General features: G+C 70.2%; 12 protein-coding genes and 1 pseudogene. 4 read left to right on the top strand and 9 right to left on the bottom strand.

Annotated elements, in window-relative coordinates; translation table 11 throughout:
- Nucleotides 1-44: 44 nt before the first annotated feature.
- Nucleotides 45-1,028, bottom strand: a complete 984-nt coding sequence (locus ACFWXC_RS06885) for a dehydrogenase (protein WP_384474232.1) — start codon at nucleotides 1,026-1,028, stop codon at nucleotides 45-47.
- Nucleotides 1,029-1,149: 121 nt separating this feature from the next.
- Here ACFWXC_RS06885 and ACFWXC_RS06880 point away from each other — a divergent pair, with 121 nt between their 5' ends.
- Complete coding sequence (locus ACFWXC_RS06880) at nucleotides 1,150-2,061, top strand: CDP-alcohol phosphatidyltransferase family protein (protein ID WP_384474229.1); 912 nt, start codon at nucleotides 1,150-1,152, stop codon at nucleotides 2,059-2,061.
- A 96-nt stretch (nucleotides 2,062-2,157) separates the two neighbouring features.
- Here the strand turns inward: ACFWXC_RS06880 and ACFWXC_RS06875 are convergent, their stop codons facing one another.
- The 8 genes and pseudogenes from ACFWXC_RS06875 to ACFWXC_RS06840 all read right to left on the bottom strand — a co-directional run.
- Nucleotides 2,158-2,883 carry a YcnI family protein gene (locus tag ACFWXC_RS06875; RefSeq protein ID WP_384474226.1) on the bottom strand — a complete coding sequence of 242 codons (726 nt, stop codon included), beginning with the start codon at nucleotides 2,881-2,883 and terminating at the stop codon, nucleotides 2,158-2,160.
- A gap of 50 nt (nucleotides 2,884-2,933) precedes the next feature.
- Nucleotides 2,934-3,575 (bottom strand): hypothetical protein, encoded by a 642-nt coding sequence (locus tag ACFWXC_RS06870; RefSeq protein WP_384474224.1) that lies wholly within the window; start codon nucleotides 3,573-3,575, stop codon nucleotides 2,934-2,936.
- Between the two features lie 155 nt (nucleotides 3,576-3,730).
- A complete protein-coding gene (locus tag ACFWXC_RS06865; RefSeq protein WP_384474221.1) occupies nucleotides 3,731-5,605 on the bottom strand; it encodes a discoidin domain-containing protein in 1,875 nt (624 codons plus the stop codon).
- A gap of 142 nt (nucleotides 5,606-5,747) precedes the next feature.
- Complete coding sequence (locus tag ACFWXC_RS06860) at nucleotides 5,748-7,106, bottom strand: GH1 family beta-glucosidase (protein ID WP_384474218.1); 1,359 nt, start codon at nucleotides 7,104-7,106, stop codon at nucleotides 5,748-5,750.
- A 46-nt stretch (nucleotides 7,107-7,152) separates the two neighbouring features.
- Nucleotides 7,153-7,992 carry a carbohydrate ABC transporter permease gene (locus tag ACFWXC_RS06855; protein ID WP_351730964.1) on the bottom strand — a complete coding sequence of 280 codons (840 nt, stop codon included), beginning with the start codon at nucleotides 7,990-7,992 and terminating at the stop codon, nucleotides 7,153-7,155.
- Nucleotides 7,993-8,005: 13 nt separating this feature from the next.
- Nucleotides 8,006-8,995: a carbohydrate ABC transporter permease gene (locus ACFWXC_RS06850; RefSeq protein ID WP_384474215.1), complete on the bottom strand. Its 990-nt coding sequence runs from the start codon at nucleotides 8,993-8,995 to the stop codon at nucleotides 8,006-8,008.
- Between the two features lie 5 nt (nucleotides 8,996-9,000).
- Nucleotides 9,001-10,317, bottom strand: a complete 1,317-nt coding sequence (locus ACFWXC_RS06845) for an ABC transporter substrate-binding protein (protein ID WP_384474212.1) — start codon at nucleotides 10,315-10,317, stop codon at nucleotides 9,001-9,003.
- A 481-nt stretch (nucleotides 10,318-10,798) separates the two neighbouring features.
- Nucleotides 10,799-11,065, bottom strand: a pseudogene (locus tag ACFWXC_RS06840) (GTP-binding protein); the annotation flags it as partial.
- Between the two features lie 995 nt (nucleotides 11,066-12,060).
- Here ACFWXC_RS06840 and ACFWXC_RS06835 point away from each other — a divergent pair.
- The 3 genes from ACFWXC_RS06835 to ACFWXC_RS06825 all read left to right on the top strand — a co-directional run bounded on the left by ACFWXC_RS06835 (nucleotide 12,061) and on the right by ACFWXC_RS06825 (nucleotide 17,335).
- Nucleotides 12,061-13,239, top strand: coding sequence for an MFS transporter (locus ACFWXC_RS06835; protein ID WP_384474209.1), 1,179 nt, complete (start codon nucleotides 12,061-12,063; stop codon nucleotides 13,237-13,239).
- 168 nt (nucleotides 13,240-13,407) lie between these two features.
- Complete coding sequence (locus tag ACFWXC_RS06830; protein ID WP_384474206.1) at nucleotides 13,408-15,357, top strand: LamG-like jellyroll fold domain-containing protein; 1,950 nt, start codon at nucleotides 13,408-13,410, stop codon at nucleotides 15,355-15,357.
- Nucleotides 15,358-15,628: 271 nt separating this feature from the next.
- Entirely contained in the window at nucleotides 15,629-17,335 is a 1,707-nt protein-coding gene (locus ACFWXC_RS06825) for a carbohydrate binding domain-containing protein (RefSeq protein WP_384474203.1), read from the top strand.
- Nucleotides 17,336-17,369 lie beyond the last annotated feature (34 nt).

Raw genomic sequence — 17,369 nt, 5'->3', positions numbered from 1 at the left:
TTTCTGAGGTCAGGACCTCTTGGCCGCCCGCATTGGACGTTCCGTCAGCCGATGTCGCCGTAGCGGACCCGGTGGCAGAGTGCCGGAATCTCCCCGGAAGCGAGTTTCGGGAGCACCTCCGGCAGCTCCTCGAACGCGCTTTCCCCGGTGATGAGGGCGTCCAGCGCGGGGTCGGCGAGCAGGTCGAGGGCCAGGGCGAGCCGGTCGGCGTAGCTGCGGCCGGCGCGGGCGGCCGGGGAGACGGTGCCGACCTGGCTGCTGCGCACGGTGAGCCGGCGGGAGTGGAAGGCCTCGCCGAGCGGCAGGGCGATCCGCCGGTCGCCGTACCAGCTCAGTTCGAGGACCGTGCCCTCGGGGGCGAGGAGCTCCAGGGCGCGGGTGAGGCCCTGCTCGGTGGCGCTGGCGTGGACGACCAGGTCGCAGCCGTCGAGGGCGTCCTCGGGCGTCGCGAAGTCCACCCCCAGCGCCTCGGCGGTCTTCGCCCGGCCCGGGTCGGCGTCGACCAGCTGGAGCCGTACGCCGGGGAAGCGGGCGAGGAGGGCGGCGACCGAGCAGCCGATCATGCCGCCGCCGATGACGGCGATCCGGTCGCCGGCCAGGGGCGCGGCGTCCCAGAGGGCGTTCACTGCGGTCTCCACGGTGCCCGCGAGTACCGCACGCGCCGGTGGTACCCGCTCCGGTACCACCGTCACCGCGGTCACCGGAACGACGTAACGCGTCTGGTGCGGATACAGGCAGAACACCGTGCGGCCGATCAGCTCAGCAGGGCCCGCCTCCACGACGCCCACGCTCAGGTAGCCGTACTTCACCGGCCCGGGGAACTCGCCCTCCTGGAACGGCGCTCGCATCACCGCGTGTTGGCTCTCCGGCACCCCGCCGCGGAACACCAGGGTCTCGGTGCCCCGGCTGACTCCGGAGTACAGCGCGCGCACCAGCACCTCGCCCTCGGCGGGCTCCGCGAGGGTGACGTCGCGCAGCTCTCCGTGGCCCGGAGAGCGGAGCCAGAACGCGCGGGCCGAGCGGTTCATCGGCATCCTCCTGAACGATCGGGATGTTGTTCACGTACCGAGATGTGCACAGCAAGAAGTGCACAGGCCGCGCACAGTACGCGGCGTTGATCGACTCTGTCACTCGGCCGGAGGACGTGCGGTGGCCCTGAACAACACTTACGAAGCCAGGCTGGTCCAGCAGGAGACCGCTGTGGGAGCGGGCGTACAGATCCTGTTGCTGGTCCTGCTCGGGTCGGCGATCGGCATGGGGCCGGCCGGATGGCTGACGGGGCTCGCTTTCGCGGTGGCCACCTGGGCGGTGCTCTCCCGGGCCCTGCACCGCACCCGGCCGCGCACCTTCGGTCCGGCGAACCGGGTCACCCTCGGCCGCGCGATCCTGGTCGGCGGCGTGACGGCCCTGGTCGCCGACTCCTTCGAGAGCTCCCCGCCGGTCACCCTGCTGATCGGCCTCACGGCCGTCGCCCTCATCCTCGACGGCGTCGACGGCCAGGTGGCCCGCCGTACGGGTACCTGCACGGCCCTGGGCGCGCGCTTCGACATGGAGGTCGACGCGTTCCTGATCCTGGTGCTGAGCGTGTACGTCTCGACGCAGCTGGGCCCGTGGGTGCTGCTGATCGGCGCGATGCGCTACGCGTTCGTCGCGGCGGCGAAGGTCGCGCCCTGGCTGAACGCCCCGCTGCCGCCGTCGATGGCCCGCAAGACCGTCGCCGCGATGCAGGGCATCTGCCTGCTCCTCGCGGGCGCGGACCTGCTCCCGTACCTGGCCAACCTGGGCGTGGCACTCCTGGCCCTCGGCTCCCTGGTGTGGTCGTTCGGGCGCGATGTGGTGTGGCTGTGGCGGAACTCGCGGGTGACGCCGGAGGCGACGGTGACGGAGCGGGAGGCGGCGCCGGCGGTGTCGGTGCGGGAGGCGGCGCCGGCGGTGGCCGCGCTCGTGGAGGAGGAGCGGGCGGAGGCCCGGGCGGCCGAGATGCGGCTGACGGTGCGTGTGGGGGCGCGGGTCGAGGTGCGCGCGGAGGAGATGGAGATGCTGGAACTGGCGGTTCGGTGAACTGACCCTGCCCGAGCACGGCACAGGGGCCCGGACCGGGGGATGGTCCGGGCCCCTGCCGTTTGCCTACGAGCGTGGGCCAACAGCCGTTGACACCTAGGCCCGTGCTCCTCGCGTCCGTACGAAGGCGAACGCGGCCGCCGCCAGGCCCAGTGCGCCGACGATCAGGCCCGCGATGCCGAGGCCCCGCGCGGTGGAGTCGCTGGAGTCGGCCGACGTGGTCGTCGTCGCCTTGGCGCTGCTCTGCGTCGCCGGTGCGGTCGAGGCCGCGGCCTCGTCACCCGCCGTCAGCTTGATCGTCGGCGCCGGGTTCTCCGGCTCCTCGCCGCCGCTCCCGGCCTCCTCGATCCAGCGCACGACCTTGCCGTCGGAGTACGTCTGCAGGGTCTTGAAGGTCAGCTCGCCGGTGTCCTCGGGCAGCTGGCCGAAGGCGACGTCGAAGTCCTCGAACTGCCCGGCCCCGATCTTCCCACCCGTCCAGGTGATCTCGGAGGCGGCGTCGGTGATGGTCCCGTCGTCCGTCTTCACGGGCGTCTTGAGCTTGGTGGTGGTCACCTTCGCGGTCCAGCCGTCCCGCGGGGAGACCAGGACGCCGAGGACGGGGTGGTCGGTGGGCAGGAAGACCTGCACCTTCGTGGTGGAGGCCGTGTCCTCCTCGTTGGGCACACGGAAGGTCAGCACACCGTCCGTGGCGCCCTTGGCGTAGCTCTCGGGATGGACGGTGACATGCGCGGAGGCGACACCGGCCGCGGCGAGGAGCCCGGCGGCGGTCAGGGCGGTGACGGCGCCGGCGCGGCGCAGGAGGGTGCGTGTCGTGGACATGAGTGAGTGATCTCCGTACAAGTGAAGTCTGTTAGAGGGTCTTACAGGTGTTAGACCGGGTACGGGATCGCGGAAGGGGGGCCGCGTCGGCTCACCGCGTGCCGCAGCGCGAGCAGCCGACGGGGACGTATCGGTTCGGCCGGTGCCCGGAGCGGGCCGGCGGCCGGGGCGGGCAGCGGGGCGTCGCGCCACCAGGCCGCCAGACCGGGTACGAGAGCGGCCGCGCGGCGCAGCAGCGACCACAGCGCGGCCTCGCCGCACCGCAGCCACCAGGAGGCGACCAGAGCGGCGACGACATGGGCGAGGGTGGCGTGCGCGGTCAGGGCGTGGGCGTGCGGGTGCTGTTGCGCCATACCGCCCATACCGGCCACACCGGCCATGACATGACCGTGCATGCGCATAGGGGCCATGGTCATGGTGGGCGCGGGAGCCGGGGTGACCGCGTGGGCCACGTCGAAGCCGAGGTGCAGACCGGCCTGGGTGAGGAGCATGCCCACGCCGATCTCCGGCAGTCCGCGCTCGCGTCCCGCGAGGGCTCGGCTCAGGGCGAACACGGCGACGAATCCGGCCGCGTCGGCCCACAGCGGTGGCATGTCGCCCATGGCGAGGCCGTGACCGGCGGCAGCCAGGAGCACGCACACCGCGGCGAACACCGCGGCACGCAGGCTCCGTACCGCCGGTGACGCATTCATGGTGAGCGATCCTCCCACGGCCGGGGGACACGCGAGGTGCGGACGGGCGGTTCGGGCACGGAGTGACGGCGGCCGCGGCAGCGTGGCAACAAGCACCTCCGTTCGCTCACCGGGTCCGGGCGGTGCGGTGCCACCGCCCGGCCCCGGTGATCCCCCTACTTCTTCTGCTCCACCCGCACCCAGTCCACCTCCGCCTGCACTCCCCCGGCCGCGATCCTGTCCACGCTGGACTGCGGCAGTCCCCAGTAGGGGGTGGTGACCTGGTTCCAGCCGGCCGGGTAGGCGCCGCCCAGGGCGAGGTTGAGGATGACGTACTGGTTGTGGTCGTAGACCCACTGGCCGCGTGTCGACTCCAGCTTGTTGCGGGTCGTCTCCTGGACCAGGGTGTCGTCGACGTAGAAGCGCATCGCGGTCGGCGTCCACTCCACCGCGTAGGTGTGCCACTGGTCGACGGTGCCGCCGTTCGGGAAGGTCTGGCGGGCGCCGATGTTGCCGTCGGCCGAGTAGCCGGGGCCGTGCAGCGCGGTGCTCGTCCACGTCGGGTAGCCGATGTTCTCCATGATGTCGGTCTCGCCGGAGGCGGGCCAGGAGACGGAGGGGTTGTCGACGTTGCTGCCGAGCAGCCAGAAGGCCGGCCAGTAGCCGTCGCCGACCGGGAGTTTCATGCGGGCGCTGACCTTGCCGTACGTGAAGTCGAAGTGGGTGTTGGTGTCGATGCGGCCGGACGTGAAGTCGTAGGTGCCGCCGCCCGCCTGGGTGCAGCCCTTGCAGTACTTCGCCTTCAGGATCAGCTCGCCGTTCTGCGTCTGGATGTTGTCCGTCGAGTCGACGTACGCCTGGGACTCGCCGTTGACCGAACCCATCTCGGTGCCGGTGCGGACGACCCGCCACTTGGAGCGGTCGAGTGCGGCGCCGGTGAAGTCGTCGAAGAACGTGGTCTGGTAGGTGCCCGACTGGTCGCCCGGGAGGGCGGGGTAGGCCGCCGACGCGCTGCCGCCGGTGCCCCAGACCTGGAACTCGTAGAGGGAGTAGCCGAACTGGGCGGTGTAGGGGGCCGGGTTGTAGAAGCTGCGGCGCTCCTTGCCGAGCATCCGGACGTAGCGGCCGGTGGCCGGGGAGGGCAGGGTGACGGTGTCGTGCAGGCCCGCGGCGTCCCCGGGGGCGGCGACGTTCGCGCGGCGGGCGGCGACGGCCGCGGCCGAAGGCTGGTACACCGTGCGCCAGTTGACGTTGTCGTCGGAGACCTGGAGCAGGTAGTCGACGGCGAACGCGGACTCCCAGTACAGGTCCACGGAGGAGATCGTGGAGGTGGCGCCCAGGTCGACCGAGATCCAGCGGTCGGCGTTCCAGTCGCTCGACCAGCGGGTGTAGTCGCCCTTCAGGTCGGCCGGCCAGCCGCCGTCGGTGGCGAACGCCGGTGAATTGCCCGCGTGCTGGTAGTAGTTGGAGTACGCCGGGTGGTTCAGGGCGAGGTTGCTCAGGGTCGTCGAGGCCGGGGCCGGTTCACCGCCGTAGACCTTGAAGTTCCACAGTGAGTAGCCGTAGGGCGTGGCGCGTTCGATGCCGCGCATCCGGACGTAGCGACCGGTGACCTCCTGCGGGTAGGTGCTCGCGGTGACGGAGCCGCCGGTGCCCGCGGTCTCGGTGTAGAACGGCGTCCAGTCCGTGCCGTTCTTCGAGGCCTCCAGGACGTATCTCTTGCCGTAGGCGGCCTCCCAGTCGAGGACCACGCGGTCGATGCGGATCGTGCTGCCGAGGTCGATCCGGATCCAGGCGTCGTCCGCGAAGTTGCTGGACCAGCGGGTCGCGCCGTTGCCGTCGAAGGCCAGGCCGGGGGCGGTGCCGCCGTTCTCGCTGCCGGAGGCGGTGACGGCGTTCGGGTTCGCCGTGTAGGCGGTGCCCGCGCGGTCGGTGTCCCAGGTCACGGCGGCAGCGGCGGCCGACGCCGGTACGGACAGGACCGGGCCCGAGGCCAGCAGGGCGGCTGTCGCGAGGGCGGCCAGGAGGGTGCGGGGAATGCGGGTCGGCATGCGGGTCTCCTGAGTGTCGATGGTGCACATGTTGTGTTCATGACAGTTCAGAGTGCGGTGTCCACGGACCGTCGTGCATGCGTGTGAGAGTGCGGTGCGGTGGGCGCGGAACTCCCCTGGTCCGCGCCCACCGCGGTCAAGGTCAGGCCGCCCGGCGGGCCTGTCCCCGGTGGTCGCGGATGATCTCCGCGTACCGGTGGCCGCTGCCCTTGATGGTGCGGACCTGGGTGCGGTAGTCGACATGGACCAGGCCGAACCGCTTGTCGTAGCCGTAGGCCCACTCGAAGTTGTCCAGCAGCGACCAGGCGAAGTACCCGGCCAGCGGGGCGCCCTTGCGGGCCGCCGAGGCACAGGCGGCGAGGTGGCCGGCCAGGTACTCCTGGCGCTCGGGGTCGTCGATCGTGCCGTCCGGGCGGACCACGTCCGGGTACGCCGAGCCGTTCTCGGTGACGTAGAGCTTGCGGGCGCCGTACTCGTCGGTGAGGCGCAGCAGCAGCGTCTCGATGCCGCTCGCGTCGATCTCCCAGTCCATGCCGGTACGCGGGACGTCGGGGCGGCGCACCGAACGGGCGAACGGGGCGGGCCCGGTGGGGTCGTCCTCGATGTACGCCGGGAAGTAGTAGTTCAGGCCCAGCCAGTCGAGCGGGGTGGCGATGGTCTCCAGGTCGCCGGGGCGCTCGGGGAGTTCGACGCCGTACGTCTCGACCATGTCGGCCGGGAAGCCGCGGCCGTGCACCGGGTCCAGCCACCAGCGGTTGACGTGCCCGTCGTGGCGGCGGACGGCGGCCGCGTCCTCGGGGCGGTCCGAGGCGGCGAACACCGTGGAGAGGTTGTTCACGATGCCGACCTCGGCGTCGGGCGCGGCGGCGCGGATCGCCTGGGCGGCCAGGCCGTGGCCGAGGAGCAGGTGGTAGGAGGCGCGGACGGCGGCCGTGAGGTCCGTCAGGCCCGGGGCCATCTTGCCCTCCAGATGGCCGATCCAGGCCGAGCAGGAAGGCTCGTTGAGGGTGGTCCAGTGCCGGACCCGGTCACCCAGCCGTTCGGCGACCACGGAGGCGTAGGCGGCGAAGTGCTCGGCGGTCGCCCGCTCGGGCCAGCCGCCCCGGTCCTGGAGGGCCTGCGGCAGGTCCCAGTGGTAGAGCGTGACCGACGGGGTGATCCCGGCCGCCAGCAGGGTGTCGATCAACTCGTCGTAGAAGTCGAGACCCTTGGCGTTGACCGGGCCGTCGCCGCCGGGCCGCACCCGCGGCCAGGCGATCGACAGCCGGTAGGCGTTGGTGCCGAGCCGGCCCATCAGGCCGATGTCCTCGCGCCAGCGGTGGTAGTGGTCGCAGGCGATGTCGCCGTTGTCGTCGCCCGCGATCTTCCCCGGGGTGTGCGAGAAGGTGTCCCAGATGGAGGGTGCGCGGCCGTCCTCGGCGACGGCTCCCTCGATCTGGTACGCCGCGGTTGCCGTTCCCCACAGGAAGTCGTGCGGGAGTGCGGCGAGGTCGATGGTCACGTAATTCCTTTCGCGACAAGCTTCGGAACTTCAGAACAAGGGGGGTTCACTTGACGGCGCCCGCCGTCAGCCCGGCGACCAGGTAGCGCTGGAGCAGCAGGAAGCCGGCCACGACGGGGACGCTCACCACGAGCGAGGCGGCCATGATCTGGTTCCAGTACACGTTGTTGAGCGTGGAGTAGCCCTGGAGGCCGACGGCCAGGGTGCGGGTGGTGTCGTTGGTCATCACCGACGCGAACAGCACCTCGCCCCAGGCGGTCATGAAGGCGTAGACGGCGACCGCGACGATCCCCGGGATCGCGGCCGGCACGACCACCCGGAACAGCGCGCCGAGCGGCCCGCAGCCGTCCACCAGCGCCGCCTCGTCCAGGTCCCTGGGCACCGAGTCGAGGTACCCGATCAGCATCCAGATCGAGAACGGCAGTGAGAACGTCAGGTAGGTGAGGATCAGGCCGCCGCGGGAGCCGAACAGGGCGATGCCGGTGGCGTTGCCGATGTTGACGTACAGCAGGAACAGCGGGAGCAGGAAGAGGATGCCCGGGAACATCTGCGTGGACAGCACGGTGACCGTGAAGACACGCTTGCCGCGGAACTCGTAGCGGCTGACCGCGTAGGCGGCGAACACCGCGACGACGACCGAGCAGACGGTCGCCGCGACTGCCACGATCAGCGAGTTCACGAAGTACCGGGCGAGCGGGATCGTCGACCAGATGTCGATGTACGGGCGGATGGTCAGCCCGCTGGGCAGCCAGCGGAACTTGCCGGTGACGTCCGCGAGGGGCTTCAGCGAGCTGGAGATCATCACGTACACGGGGATCAGGACGAACCCGGTGAGCAGCGTGAGGAAGATCCCCCGGGCCCAGAGGAATGAGCGCGGCGGGGCCATCGGCGAACTGGGGCTAGACATCGGAGGTCCTCCGTCCGCGTGAGGTGAGCGCGAGATAGACGCCGGTCACGACCAGCAGGAAGAGCAGCAGGAGCACGGACATCGCCGAGCCGGTGCCGAAGTTCCAGGTGACGAAGGAGGCCTGGTAGATGTGGACCGAGATGAGGTCGGCGGCCTCCGGGGCGGACCTGCCGAACAGGACGAACGGCGTGTTGAAGTCGTTGAACGTCCAGAGGAACAGGACCAGGATCAGCACCTGGTTGACCGGGCGCAGCGAGGGCAGGGTGATCCGGCGGATCTGCTGCCACATGCCGGCGCCGTCCAGGGCGGCCGCCTCGTACAGCTCCCGCGGGATGTTCTGGAGGCCGGCCATCACGATCAGGAAGGCGAACGGCCAGCCCTTCCACACCGACACGGTGAGCAGTGCGTAGAAGCTGTTGTCGCCGATCAGCCAGAAGGACGGCTTGTCGGTGAGGTGCAGCTGGTCGTGCAGGACGTGGTTCACCAGGCCGTTGTCGTGCTGGAACATGAACACCCAGGTGATGACGGCCGCGTAGACCGGCAGCGCGTAGGGCACCAGGAACAGGGTCCGCAGCAGGCCCCGGCCGCGGAAGGTGTCCTGCATGAACACCGCGGCGGCGGTGCCGATCAGCCAGCACAGGCCGACCGAGAGCAGGGTGAAGCCGACGGTGACGAGGAACGAGTGCAGCAGGGCCTTGCCGACCGGGGCGTTGAACTCGATCGACGTCCGGTAGTTGTCGAACCCGGACCAGGGGGCGGTGCCCCAGTCGCGGATGTAGAACTGGGTCAGCTCCTTGAAGCTCATCACGACGCCGATGACCATCGGGATGAGATGGACGAGGAGTTCGAGCAGCAGGGCGGGCAGGAGCAGCAGGTAGGGCAGTCCGATCCGGCGGATCCGCCCGGGGCGGCGGCCCGAGCCGCCCGCCGCCCCGGGGGAGTTCGCCTGCACCGGCTCGTGCACGGCGGTGGTGGTCGTCATGGTGCTCAGGCCGCCGGCATCTGCTGCTGGGCCTTCTCCAGCTCGGCCTTCACGGAGTCGGTAGTGACGGCCTTGCCAGCGGCAGCGGCGGCGAACAGGTTCTTCACGGCGGTGCCGACGGTCGTCTCGAACTGCGACTCGGCGGCCACCTGGGGCAGGGCCGCGGCGCTGGTGGCGAGCGTGTTCTTCAGGACCGAGTTGGCCGGGGTGTTGAACGCCGGGTCCTCCTGGGCGGCCTTGACCGGCGGGATGGAGGTGTAGGCGGTGTTGAGGATCTTCTGCTCGTCGTCGCTGGTCATGAACTTCACGAACTTGGTGGCACCGTCGAGGTTCTTGGTGTTCTTGAAGACCGCCAGGTTGATGCCGGCGACCATCGAGTTGACCTGGGCGCCGGTGCCGGGGGCACCGGACTGCACGGGCACGGGGGCGATGCCGTAGTCGCTGTCGCTCATGCCCTGCGACTTGAGGTTGGAGGACGCCGACTGCCACAGCAGCATCGCCAGATTGCCCTTGGCGAAGTCGCTCACCGACTGGTTCTGCGCGTACTCGGCGTCGCCGGTCGGGATGACCTTGTCCTTGGCCATGAGGTCGACGTACTGCTTCACCGCGGCGACGACCTTGTCGTCGGTGAAGTTGGGCTTGCCGTCGGCGGTGAAGAAGTCGGCGCCGTGCTGCTTGGCGAAGACGAAGGTGTGGTGGATGTTCTCCGACACGTTGCCGCCCTCGGCGCCGAGCACCGACTTGCCCTTGGCGGATATCTTCTTGCCGTCGGCGATCAGCTCGTCCCAGGTGACCGGGGGCTTGGCGATCCCCGCGTCGGCGAAGATCTTCTTGTTGTAGTAGAGGGCGTAGGCCATCGAGTACAGCGGTACGGCCGCCGGGTCCTTGCCCTCGGCGCCGGTGGAGCCGAGCGCGGAGTCGACGAAGCGGTCCTTGCCGCCGATCTTGTCGAAGTTCTTGGCGTCCCAGGGCAACAGCGCACCGGTGGCCTGGAGCGAGGCGCTCCAGGTGTTGCCGATGTTCAGCACGTCGGGGCCCTGGCCGGAAGTGGTCGCGGTCAGGATCCGGTTGAGCAGGTCCGACCAGGGCACGACCTCCAGCTTGACCTTGATGCCGGTCTGCTTCTGGAACTTGTCGAGCTCCGGCTGGAGTACCTTCTTGTCGATCTCGACGCTGGCACCCTGGTTGGAGGCCCAGTAGGTGAGCGTCTTCGGGGAGTCGTTGGACCCGCCCCCGGTGGATGAACCGCCACCGCAGGCCGTGGCCGCGAGGGCGAGAGACATGGTGACGGCGCCTACGGCCGCGGCTCGGATGCTGCGCATGGCTCCAGCTGTGCCTTTCCGGGAGTCGAGAACCCCGAGAGGGCTTCGCGAAGGCCGGCCGCCCGCGATTGCGAAGGCCGAGACCACCGTTCGGCTCCCGAAGCCCCTCATGGCTTAATTTAGGACGTGAGTTAATCCCCCGAACAGTAACTCGTCAAGGGATCCGGCACGGGTATCCGTGCAGGCTGGCCGGGGAACACCGGGTTCCGAGTCGGTGGTACGCGCACGCCCGGCGCCGTGACCTGCGCCGAAGGCACGTGACCTGCGCAGAGAGGGCCGGCGGGGCGTTCCACAACGGTTGTGTTTCGACGGGGGGATGCGGTGCGGCGAGGTCCTCCTCGGCCGGCCGGACCAGCGTCTGGGCCGGCCGGTCGGTGTCCGTACGGCGACGGCCCTCGACGGCGACGGAGACCACCGTTTCGAGGCGGCGGGCGGCTCCAGGAGCGGCGGGGCGTCCGGCGTGCACAGCGTGGCGCCGGGGCGGGATGCCGACGAGGTTGACGCGATGGCCGGCCCAGGCGCAGCCGACGGCCGCGGCGAAGACGGTGATGCCGCGGTCGCGTTCCCGGGGGTCGAAATCGGTGACGGTGGTGCCGTCGTGGACCTCGCGGCGTTTGTGGATGGTGCCGGCGGCGAAGAGGATGCGTTCGGTGACGGTGGTCTTTGCGGCGTCGACGTGGGCGAGGATGCCCAGGTTACGAACGCATGCAAGGGGGCCGACGGAGTTCGGGTGGAGTTCGGTGCGCATGACCCGTTGCCTTTCGAATGCGGTTCCCGGGCGGAGCCTGGAATGGGCGGCGCAATTCCCGTGCGGCGGAGTTCACCGGGCTGCAACTGATGGAACATCAATGCCCTGGCATATGACAGGAGTTGAAAGCCCGACCCGGCGTCACGGGGCCCGGCGCCGGCCGCGCAGCGGGCGCCGGAGGGACGGGGAACGAGGATCACCTCGCAGCGGGAACCGGAAGAGACGGCGGCCGCGCGGCCGCACATGACCCTCCCTCCCCTCAATCGTCCGAACTCGTCGCGGCAAAGCACCGCGCCCGCCTTCCGCGGCTACGGTGCGTGATACCGAGCGAGTGCACGCAAGGGGTCCGGGACACGGCACCCCGGTTTCCCGACCAGGGGACCTGTGCTTCCCGGAGATACCGGTTCGTTCCCTTTTCGCCGCTCCTCGGGGAATGAGGCGGCTCGTACTCCCGACATTTTCCGGACATTCACCTGGCCGGCATCGATAACTCCGCCGTCACGGAAGGCGCTTTCCGGTTCGGTGAACGGCCGTGGAGCAGGTTCACCGGAAGAGACCGCCGCAACTCCAGCGATTGGCCGAAAAACACGCTTTACGGCGCCCAGCGGGACATCAGGACGTTCATCCCCTTCACCGGCCCGGCCGGTCCGGTAAAGGACGTCCGGAACGCCCCGGATGCACATCGTCGCGGGTGACACCCGGAACATGCCGACACGTCCCGGCCCGGCCGGAGCCGATGTGGAACATGTGTGGATTTTCGGTGAAGCACCCCGCGTGGCCGAGAAATCAGGATCCCGCCCCGGATTCCGGCAGGGCGTACAAAGGCCGGAAAGCGGCCCGTCCAGGTGGCCGGTGAACGCTCCATCACTCTGCGAGCAAGCCTAATCTGATCGGCGAGCAGTCTGAATGGGCACAGCAAGCGGACGGACAGGACTGGATTGGACACGCAAAAGACGCGGAGAGCGCCGTTCGCCGCGCTGCGCCGGAGTACCGCGATGCCGGTCGCCGCGCAGGTGCTCATCGCGGGAACGCTCTTCTCCCGTCTCGGCGACACTCTCGCCTCGCTGGGGCTCGTGCTGCACGCGGCGGACCGGGACATCCGCTTCGGGGTGACCGAGGTGATGCTCGCCGAACTCGTCCCCACGGTGCTCGCGGCACCGCTGATCGGCTCCTTGGTGGACCGGTTCAGTGCGCGCGCGGTGTGTCTGTGGGCGCTGCTGGCCCAGTCGCTGTCCCTCGGTGCGGCCACCGTCGTCGGCGGGTTCCATGCGAAGGTCGCGCTGATCGCGCTGTCGGCCCTGGCCGGAGTGGCCTCGGTGGCCGCCGGGTTCAAGATGCTGCCCGCCGTCGCCGGTGACCGGCACACGGGCCGGGCGAACAGCCTGCTGACGGCCGGCCTCTCCGTGGCGGGGCTGATCGGGCCGCCGCTGACCGGCTTCCTCAACTCCCAGTGGGGTACCGGCGTGCTCCTCGCGGTGGACGCCGTGTCCTTCCTCGTGCTCGCGGGCTGCACCATGCTGGCGGTGCCGAGCAGCGTCGACGTGGCGATCGGCCGCCGCCCCGCCACGAAACTCGCGGACGGCTACCGGGCGCTGCGCGACGCCCCGGTGGTGGGCGCGCTGATGCCGGCACTGGCGGCGGCGATGCTGGCCACCAGCATCGAGAACGTCGCGGGCGTCTTCTATCTCCGGGACGTCGTCCACGGCAACGACACCGTCTTCGGCCTCTTCCTGGCGACCTGGGCCCTGGGGTCCGTCCCCGGAGCCCTGCTCGCGGGCCGCGTGGACTGGGCGGACCGGCACATCCTCCTGATCCTCGGCGGCATCACGGGCATCGGCCTGGGCCTGCTCCTCGCCGGTCTGATCCCGGTCGCCGCGGTGATCTTCCCGCTGTTCCTGATCGCGGGCTTCGGCAACGGCGCGTGCAACGTAGGCCTGCGCAACGCGGTGCACTCGCGGGTACCGGCCGAACTGCACGGCAGCGCCTGGGCCTGCTTCCAGGCGCTGTCCCGCAGCTGCATCGGCCTCGGCTTCCTGCTGGGCACCCCGAACAGCCTGGTCTCCAGCCGGGGCCAGGTGATCGTCTCGGGTGTCATTCCGCTGATCGCCATCGGGTGGGCGGCCCTCGTCACCGTCCGGCGCGGCCGGCACACGGTGCCGGAGACCTCGGCCTGAGCGAGCTGCCTGGCGACCGGAAGGCAGCCGGGTGGAACGACGGTGCACGTGTCGGTCTTTGGATCCCGGACAGCTGCCCGGCCTTCGCCTGTCATCTCCTGTCCGCCCGGCCCAGGATCCTTCTGGGTAGCGTCGTGGCCGTTTGAACCACCGACCCGGGAAGGCCCCATGTCCATGCAGGATGACACTCCGTCACAAGAATCGACCGGGCAGAGCAGGCGTGGTTTTCTCCGCAACGCGGCGCTGGCCGGTGCGGGGGCGGCGACCGTGGGCGCGTCCACGCTCGGCGGCACACCCGCGTTCGCCGCCGGCACCTCCCAGAGCGGCAGGACCGGCACCTGGAGACCGGACCCGACCGCCCTCCGGTTCACCCTCGCGGTGATGCCGGACACCCAGTTCCTGTACTGGGGCAGCCAGGACAGCGTCGACCGGACGCCGCAGGAGGAGTCGTTCCGCTACGTCATCGGCAACAGCGGCAGCGCCTCCGACGACAACATCGTCTTCATGGCACACCTCGGCGACCTGACCCAGGACGCGGACCCGTCCTCGTTCCAGCAGGTGGACAAGGCGTTCGACCTGCTGGACGCGCACGGCGCCGCCTACAGCGTGCTGGCCGGCAACCACGACGTGAGCGGCGACGACAGCCGCGGCGACACCGCGTACCTGCGGACCATGGGCCCGCAGCGGTTCAAGCGCGCCAAGACGTTCGCCGGGGCGGACGCGACCGGCTACAACACCGCGCACGTCTTCGAGGCCGCGGGCCGCTCCTGGCTGCTGCTGGCCCTGGACTGGCGGACCAGCGAGCAGGGTTTCGCCTGGGCCGACGGCGTCATCAAGGCCCACCCGAAGCTTCCGGTGATCCTTACGACGCACGACCTCGTCTACTCGAACTACGATGACAACGTTTTCCCGTACGAGTCCGGTGACCCGGAGGACAACGCCGTACTCTCCGACTACGGCCGCACGGTCTGGGACCGGCTGATCAACGACAACGACCAGGTCTTCCTCACCCTCAACGGCCATTACTGGCCGCCCGCGCGCACCACGGCGAAGAACGCCGCCGGCAACGAGGTGCACCTGCACATCACCAACTACCAGAACCGCTACTTCGGCGGTGGCGGCATGATCCGCCTGTACCACTTCGACCTGGCCCGGAACACGATCGACGTCGAGACGGTCAACCCCTGGATCCTGGCCCAGAAGCCGGAGTCCCGCACCGAACTGGCGGCCCAGCACGCCCGGATCACCGGCCCGGTCGACAACTTCTCGGTGCCGATCGACTTCACGAAGCGGTTCTCCGGCTTCGCCCCCGTCCCGGTCCGCCCGGCCCGGCCGGCCGCCCGGGAGCTGGTGAAGGGCACCCTGGCGTACTGGCGCTTCGACGGGCAGGGCACGTCCGGCACCGCGCTCGCCGCGGGCCAGACCGTGCCCGACCTGTCCGGCAAGGGCAACGACCTGACGGTGGTGACCCTGCCGGGCACCGCCGCCTCCGCGCTGACCTGGTCCGACGACCACCACCCCGACCAGCCCGCGCACGCCAGCCTGACGTTCGCGGGCGGCCGGAACCCGCTCCACGGTTCGTACCTGACCACCGGGGCGAAGGCTCCGCTGAACGCCGAGACGTTCACGTCCGGGTACACCATCGAGACGTTCGTGCGGATGCCGCTGGACTGGGACGCCGGCCGCAACGGCTGGGCGTCGATACTCAGCCGCCGGGGTTCGGCCGGCGACGCCGGCAAGCACGGCAAGAACACCGACCCGGGCGAGCCCGTGCTCCAGCTCGCCATCTCGAACAACGGCCGTGAGCCGCAGTTCAACCACTACCCGCTCAACGACACCTACCCGACCACCAACTGGGGCCACGGCCTGGTGGAGCTCAAGTGGTGGCATCTGGCGGTGGTCAACGACGGCCGCCACACGAAGCTGTACGTCGAGGGCGCTCCGGTCGTCGACAACCCGAAGCGCCTGTCGGTCGGCCTCACTTCGCTCGGGCTGCCCTGGCTGGTGGGCGGCCACGAGTACGCGGGCGCCGTCGACATCGTGTTCCACGGCGGCATCGGTGACATCCGGATCGTCGACCGCCCGCTGTCCGGCGACGAGTTCCTGACCGCGAAGTAGCCCGCTGTCTCCCGTCTCCGGCCCGGCCACCCGCCTGCCGGAGACGGGAGACGCGCGTCTTGGGAGAGCCTTTGGTCTAGTCCTCTTGACGGCGGAGACCCCCGGGGAGTTTGGTATGTACCAATACCCCTCCCCGGCCCCCCCCCCCCCCCCCCCCCCCCCTGGGGAGTTCCAAAAGGGCCCCCTGAAAAACCAAGGCAAAAAACCCGCGGGCCCCCGGGGCCCCCCCCACCCCTCCGCCCTCGTTGGGCATTCCGAAAGGGCCACTGTCATGCACCTGGCAAGACTCGCGGCTTCCGCGTGCGCCCTCGCCCTCACGGCCACCGGCGCCGCCGTCGCACTGGCCCCCGCCGGCAGCGCCGCGGCGGGCAGCGTCTACTCCGTGGCGCCCTACGTCGACATGTCGAACGGTCAGGAAGGCCTGCTCGACACCGCCGTCACCGGACACGGGCTCAAGGCCTACACGGCGGCCTTCGTCCTCGGCGTGGGCTGCACCCAGATCTGGGGCGACACGCTCCCCATCGGCAACGACCCCTACACCGACCCGGAGATCGCCAGGGCGAAGGCCGAGGGCGCCTCCGTGATCATCTCCTCCGGCGGTGCGGCCGGCGAGGCGCTCGCGTGGACGTGCTCGAACCAGAGCAGCATCGACGCCGGGTACCAGGCCATCATCAACGACTACGGCGTCACCCAGCTCGACTTCGACATCGAGGGCGCCGCCATCGCGGACACCGCGGCCGCGGCCCGTCAGATGCAGGCGATGAAGGACCTCAAGGCCGCCAACCCGGGCCTTCAGTTCTCCATGACCCTGCCGGTGCTGACGAGCGGACTGACCGGCGACGGCGTCAACATCCTCAAGGCCGCCAAGAACGCCGGCATCAAGATCGACGTCGTCAACATCATGACCATGGACTACTACGCCGGCACCGGCACCGAGATGGGCCAGGCCGCCCTCTCCGCGTCCCGGGCCACGCTGGCGCAGATGCAGTCCGTCGACTCCGGCTACAGCTACGCCAACCTCGGCATCACCCCGATGATCGGCAAGAACGACGACGGATCCACCTTCACCCTGGCGGACGCCCAGACGGTGGAGAGCTTCGCCGCGCAGAACAGCGTCGGGCGGCTGGCGTTCTGGTCGGCCAACCGGGACCAGCCGTGCAGCGGAACCGCCAACTCGCTGTCCACGTGCAGTGAGATCAGCCAGAACCCGCTCGCGTTCACCGACGCGTTCGTGCCCTACACAGGCGGTTCGGGCGGCGGAGGCACCACCACCGACTTCTCCCTGGCTCTGTCGCCGGGCTCCGCCTCGGTCGCGCAGGGCGGTTCGGCGACCGCGACCGTCGCCACCGCCGTCACCTCCGGCAGCGCCGAGTCCGTCGCCCTCTCCGCCTCCGGCGCGCCCTCCGGGGTCGGCGTCTCCTTCAGCCCCGGCTCCGTGACGTCCGGGGGCAGTTCGACGCTGACGGCGACGGTCGGCTCGTCGGTGGCCACGGGCAGCTACCCGATCACCGTCACCGGCACCGCCGCGAGCGGCAGCCACAGTGCGACCTACACGCTCACGGTCACCTCCTCCGGCGGCGGAGGCGGCGGAGGCGGGGGCTCGCTCACCAACGCGGGCTTCGAGAGCGGCAGTACGAGCCCCTGGACCTGCACGGGCGGCAGCACGGTCGTCTCCGGCCCGGTCCACAGCGGCAGCCACAGCCTCCAGGTCACGCCGAGCTCCAGCGGCACCGGCGAATGCGACCAGACCGTCACCCTCTCCCCCAACCACACCTACACGCTCTCCGGCTGGGTGCAGGGCCCGTACGCCTATCTGGGCGTCAGCGGCGGTGCCACCGCAAGCACCTGGTCGAACAGCAGCAGCTGGAACCAGCTCAAGGTCAGCTTCACCACCGGCAGCAGCGGAACGGTCACCGTCTACGTCCACGGCTGGTACGGCCAGGCCGCGGTCTACGCCGACGACTTCAGCCTCGCCTGACCGAAGTCCGCAAGCAGGAGGGCCGGTTCCCGGA

Source organism: Streptomyces sp. NPDC058683 (genome assembly GCF_042716195.1).
In the GTDB taxonomy this organism is placed as follows: domain Bacteria; phylum Actinomycetota; class Actinomycetes; order Streptomycetales; family Streptomycetaceae; genus Streptomyces.
Note: the sequence above shows the minus strand (reverse complement) of the source record. Positions and strands in the feature narration are given on the sequence as shown.

Bases quoted from the DNA above. Each gene is read 5' to 3' on its own strand.
- ACFWXC_RS06885 (WP_384474232.1), bottom strand. From the start codon at position 1,028: ATGAACCGCTCGGCCCGCGCGTTCTGGCTCCGCTCTCCGGGCCACGGA.
- ACFWXC_RS06875 (WP_384474226.1), bottom strand. From the start codon at position 2,883: ATGTCCACGACACGCACCCTCCTGCGCCGCGCCGGCGCCGTCACCGCC.
- ACFWXC_RS06870 (WP_384474224.1), bottom strand. From the start codon at position 3,575: ATGAATGCGTCACCGGCGGTACGGAGCCTGCGTGCCGCGGTGTTCGCC.
- ACFWXC_RS06865 (WP_384474221.1), bottom strand. From the start codon at position 5,605: ATGCCGACCCGCATTCCCCGCACCCTCCTGGCCGCCCTCGCGACAGCC.
- ACFWXC_RS06855 (WP_351730964.1), bottom strand. From the start codon at position 7,992: ATGGCCCCGCCGCGCTCATTCCTCTGGGCCCGGGGGATCTTCCTCACG.
- ACFWXC_RS06850 (WP_384474215.1), bottom strand. From the start codon at position 8,995: ATGACGACCACCACCGCCGTGCACGAGCCGGTGCAGGCGAACTCCCCC.
- ACFWXC_RS06845 (WP_384474212.1), bottom strand. From the start codon at position 10,317: ATGCGCAGCATCCGAGCCGCGGCCGTAGGCGCCGTCACCATGTCTCTC.
- ACFWXC_RS06835 (WP_384474209.1), top strand. From the start codon at position 12,061: ATGCCGGTCGCCGCGCAGGTGCTCATCGCGGGAACGCTCTTCTCCCGT.
- ACFWXC_RS06830 (WP_384474206.1), top strand. From the start codon at position 13,408: ATGTCCATGCAGGATGACACTCCGTCACAAGAATCGACCGGGCAGAGC.
- ACFWXC_RS06825 (WP_384474203.1), top strand. From the start codon at position 15,629: ATGCACCTGGCAAGACTCGCGGCTTCCGCGTGCGCCCTCGCCCTCACG.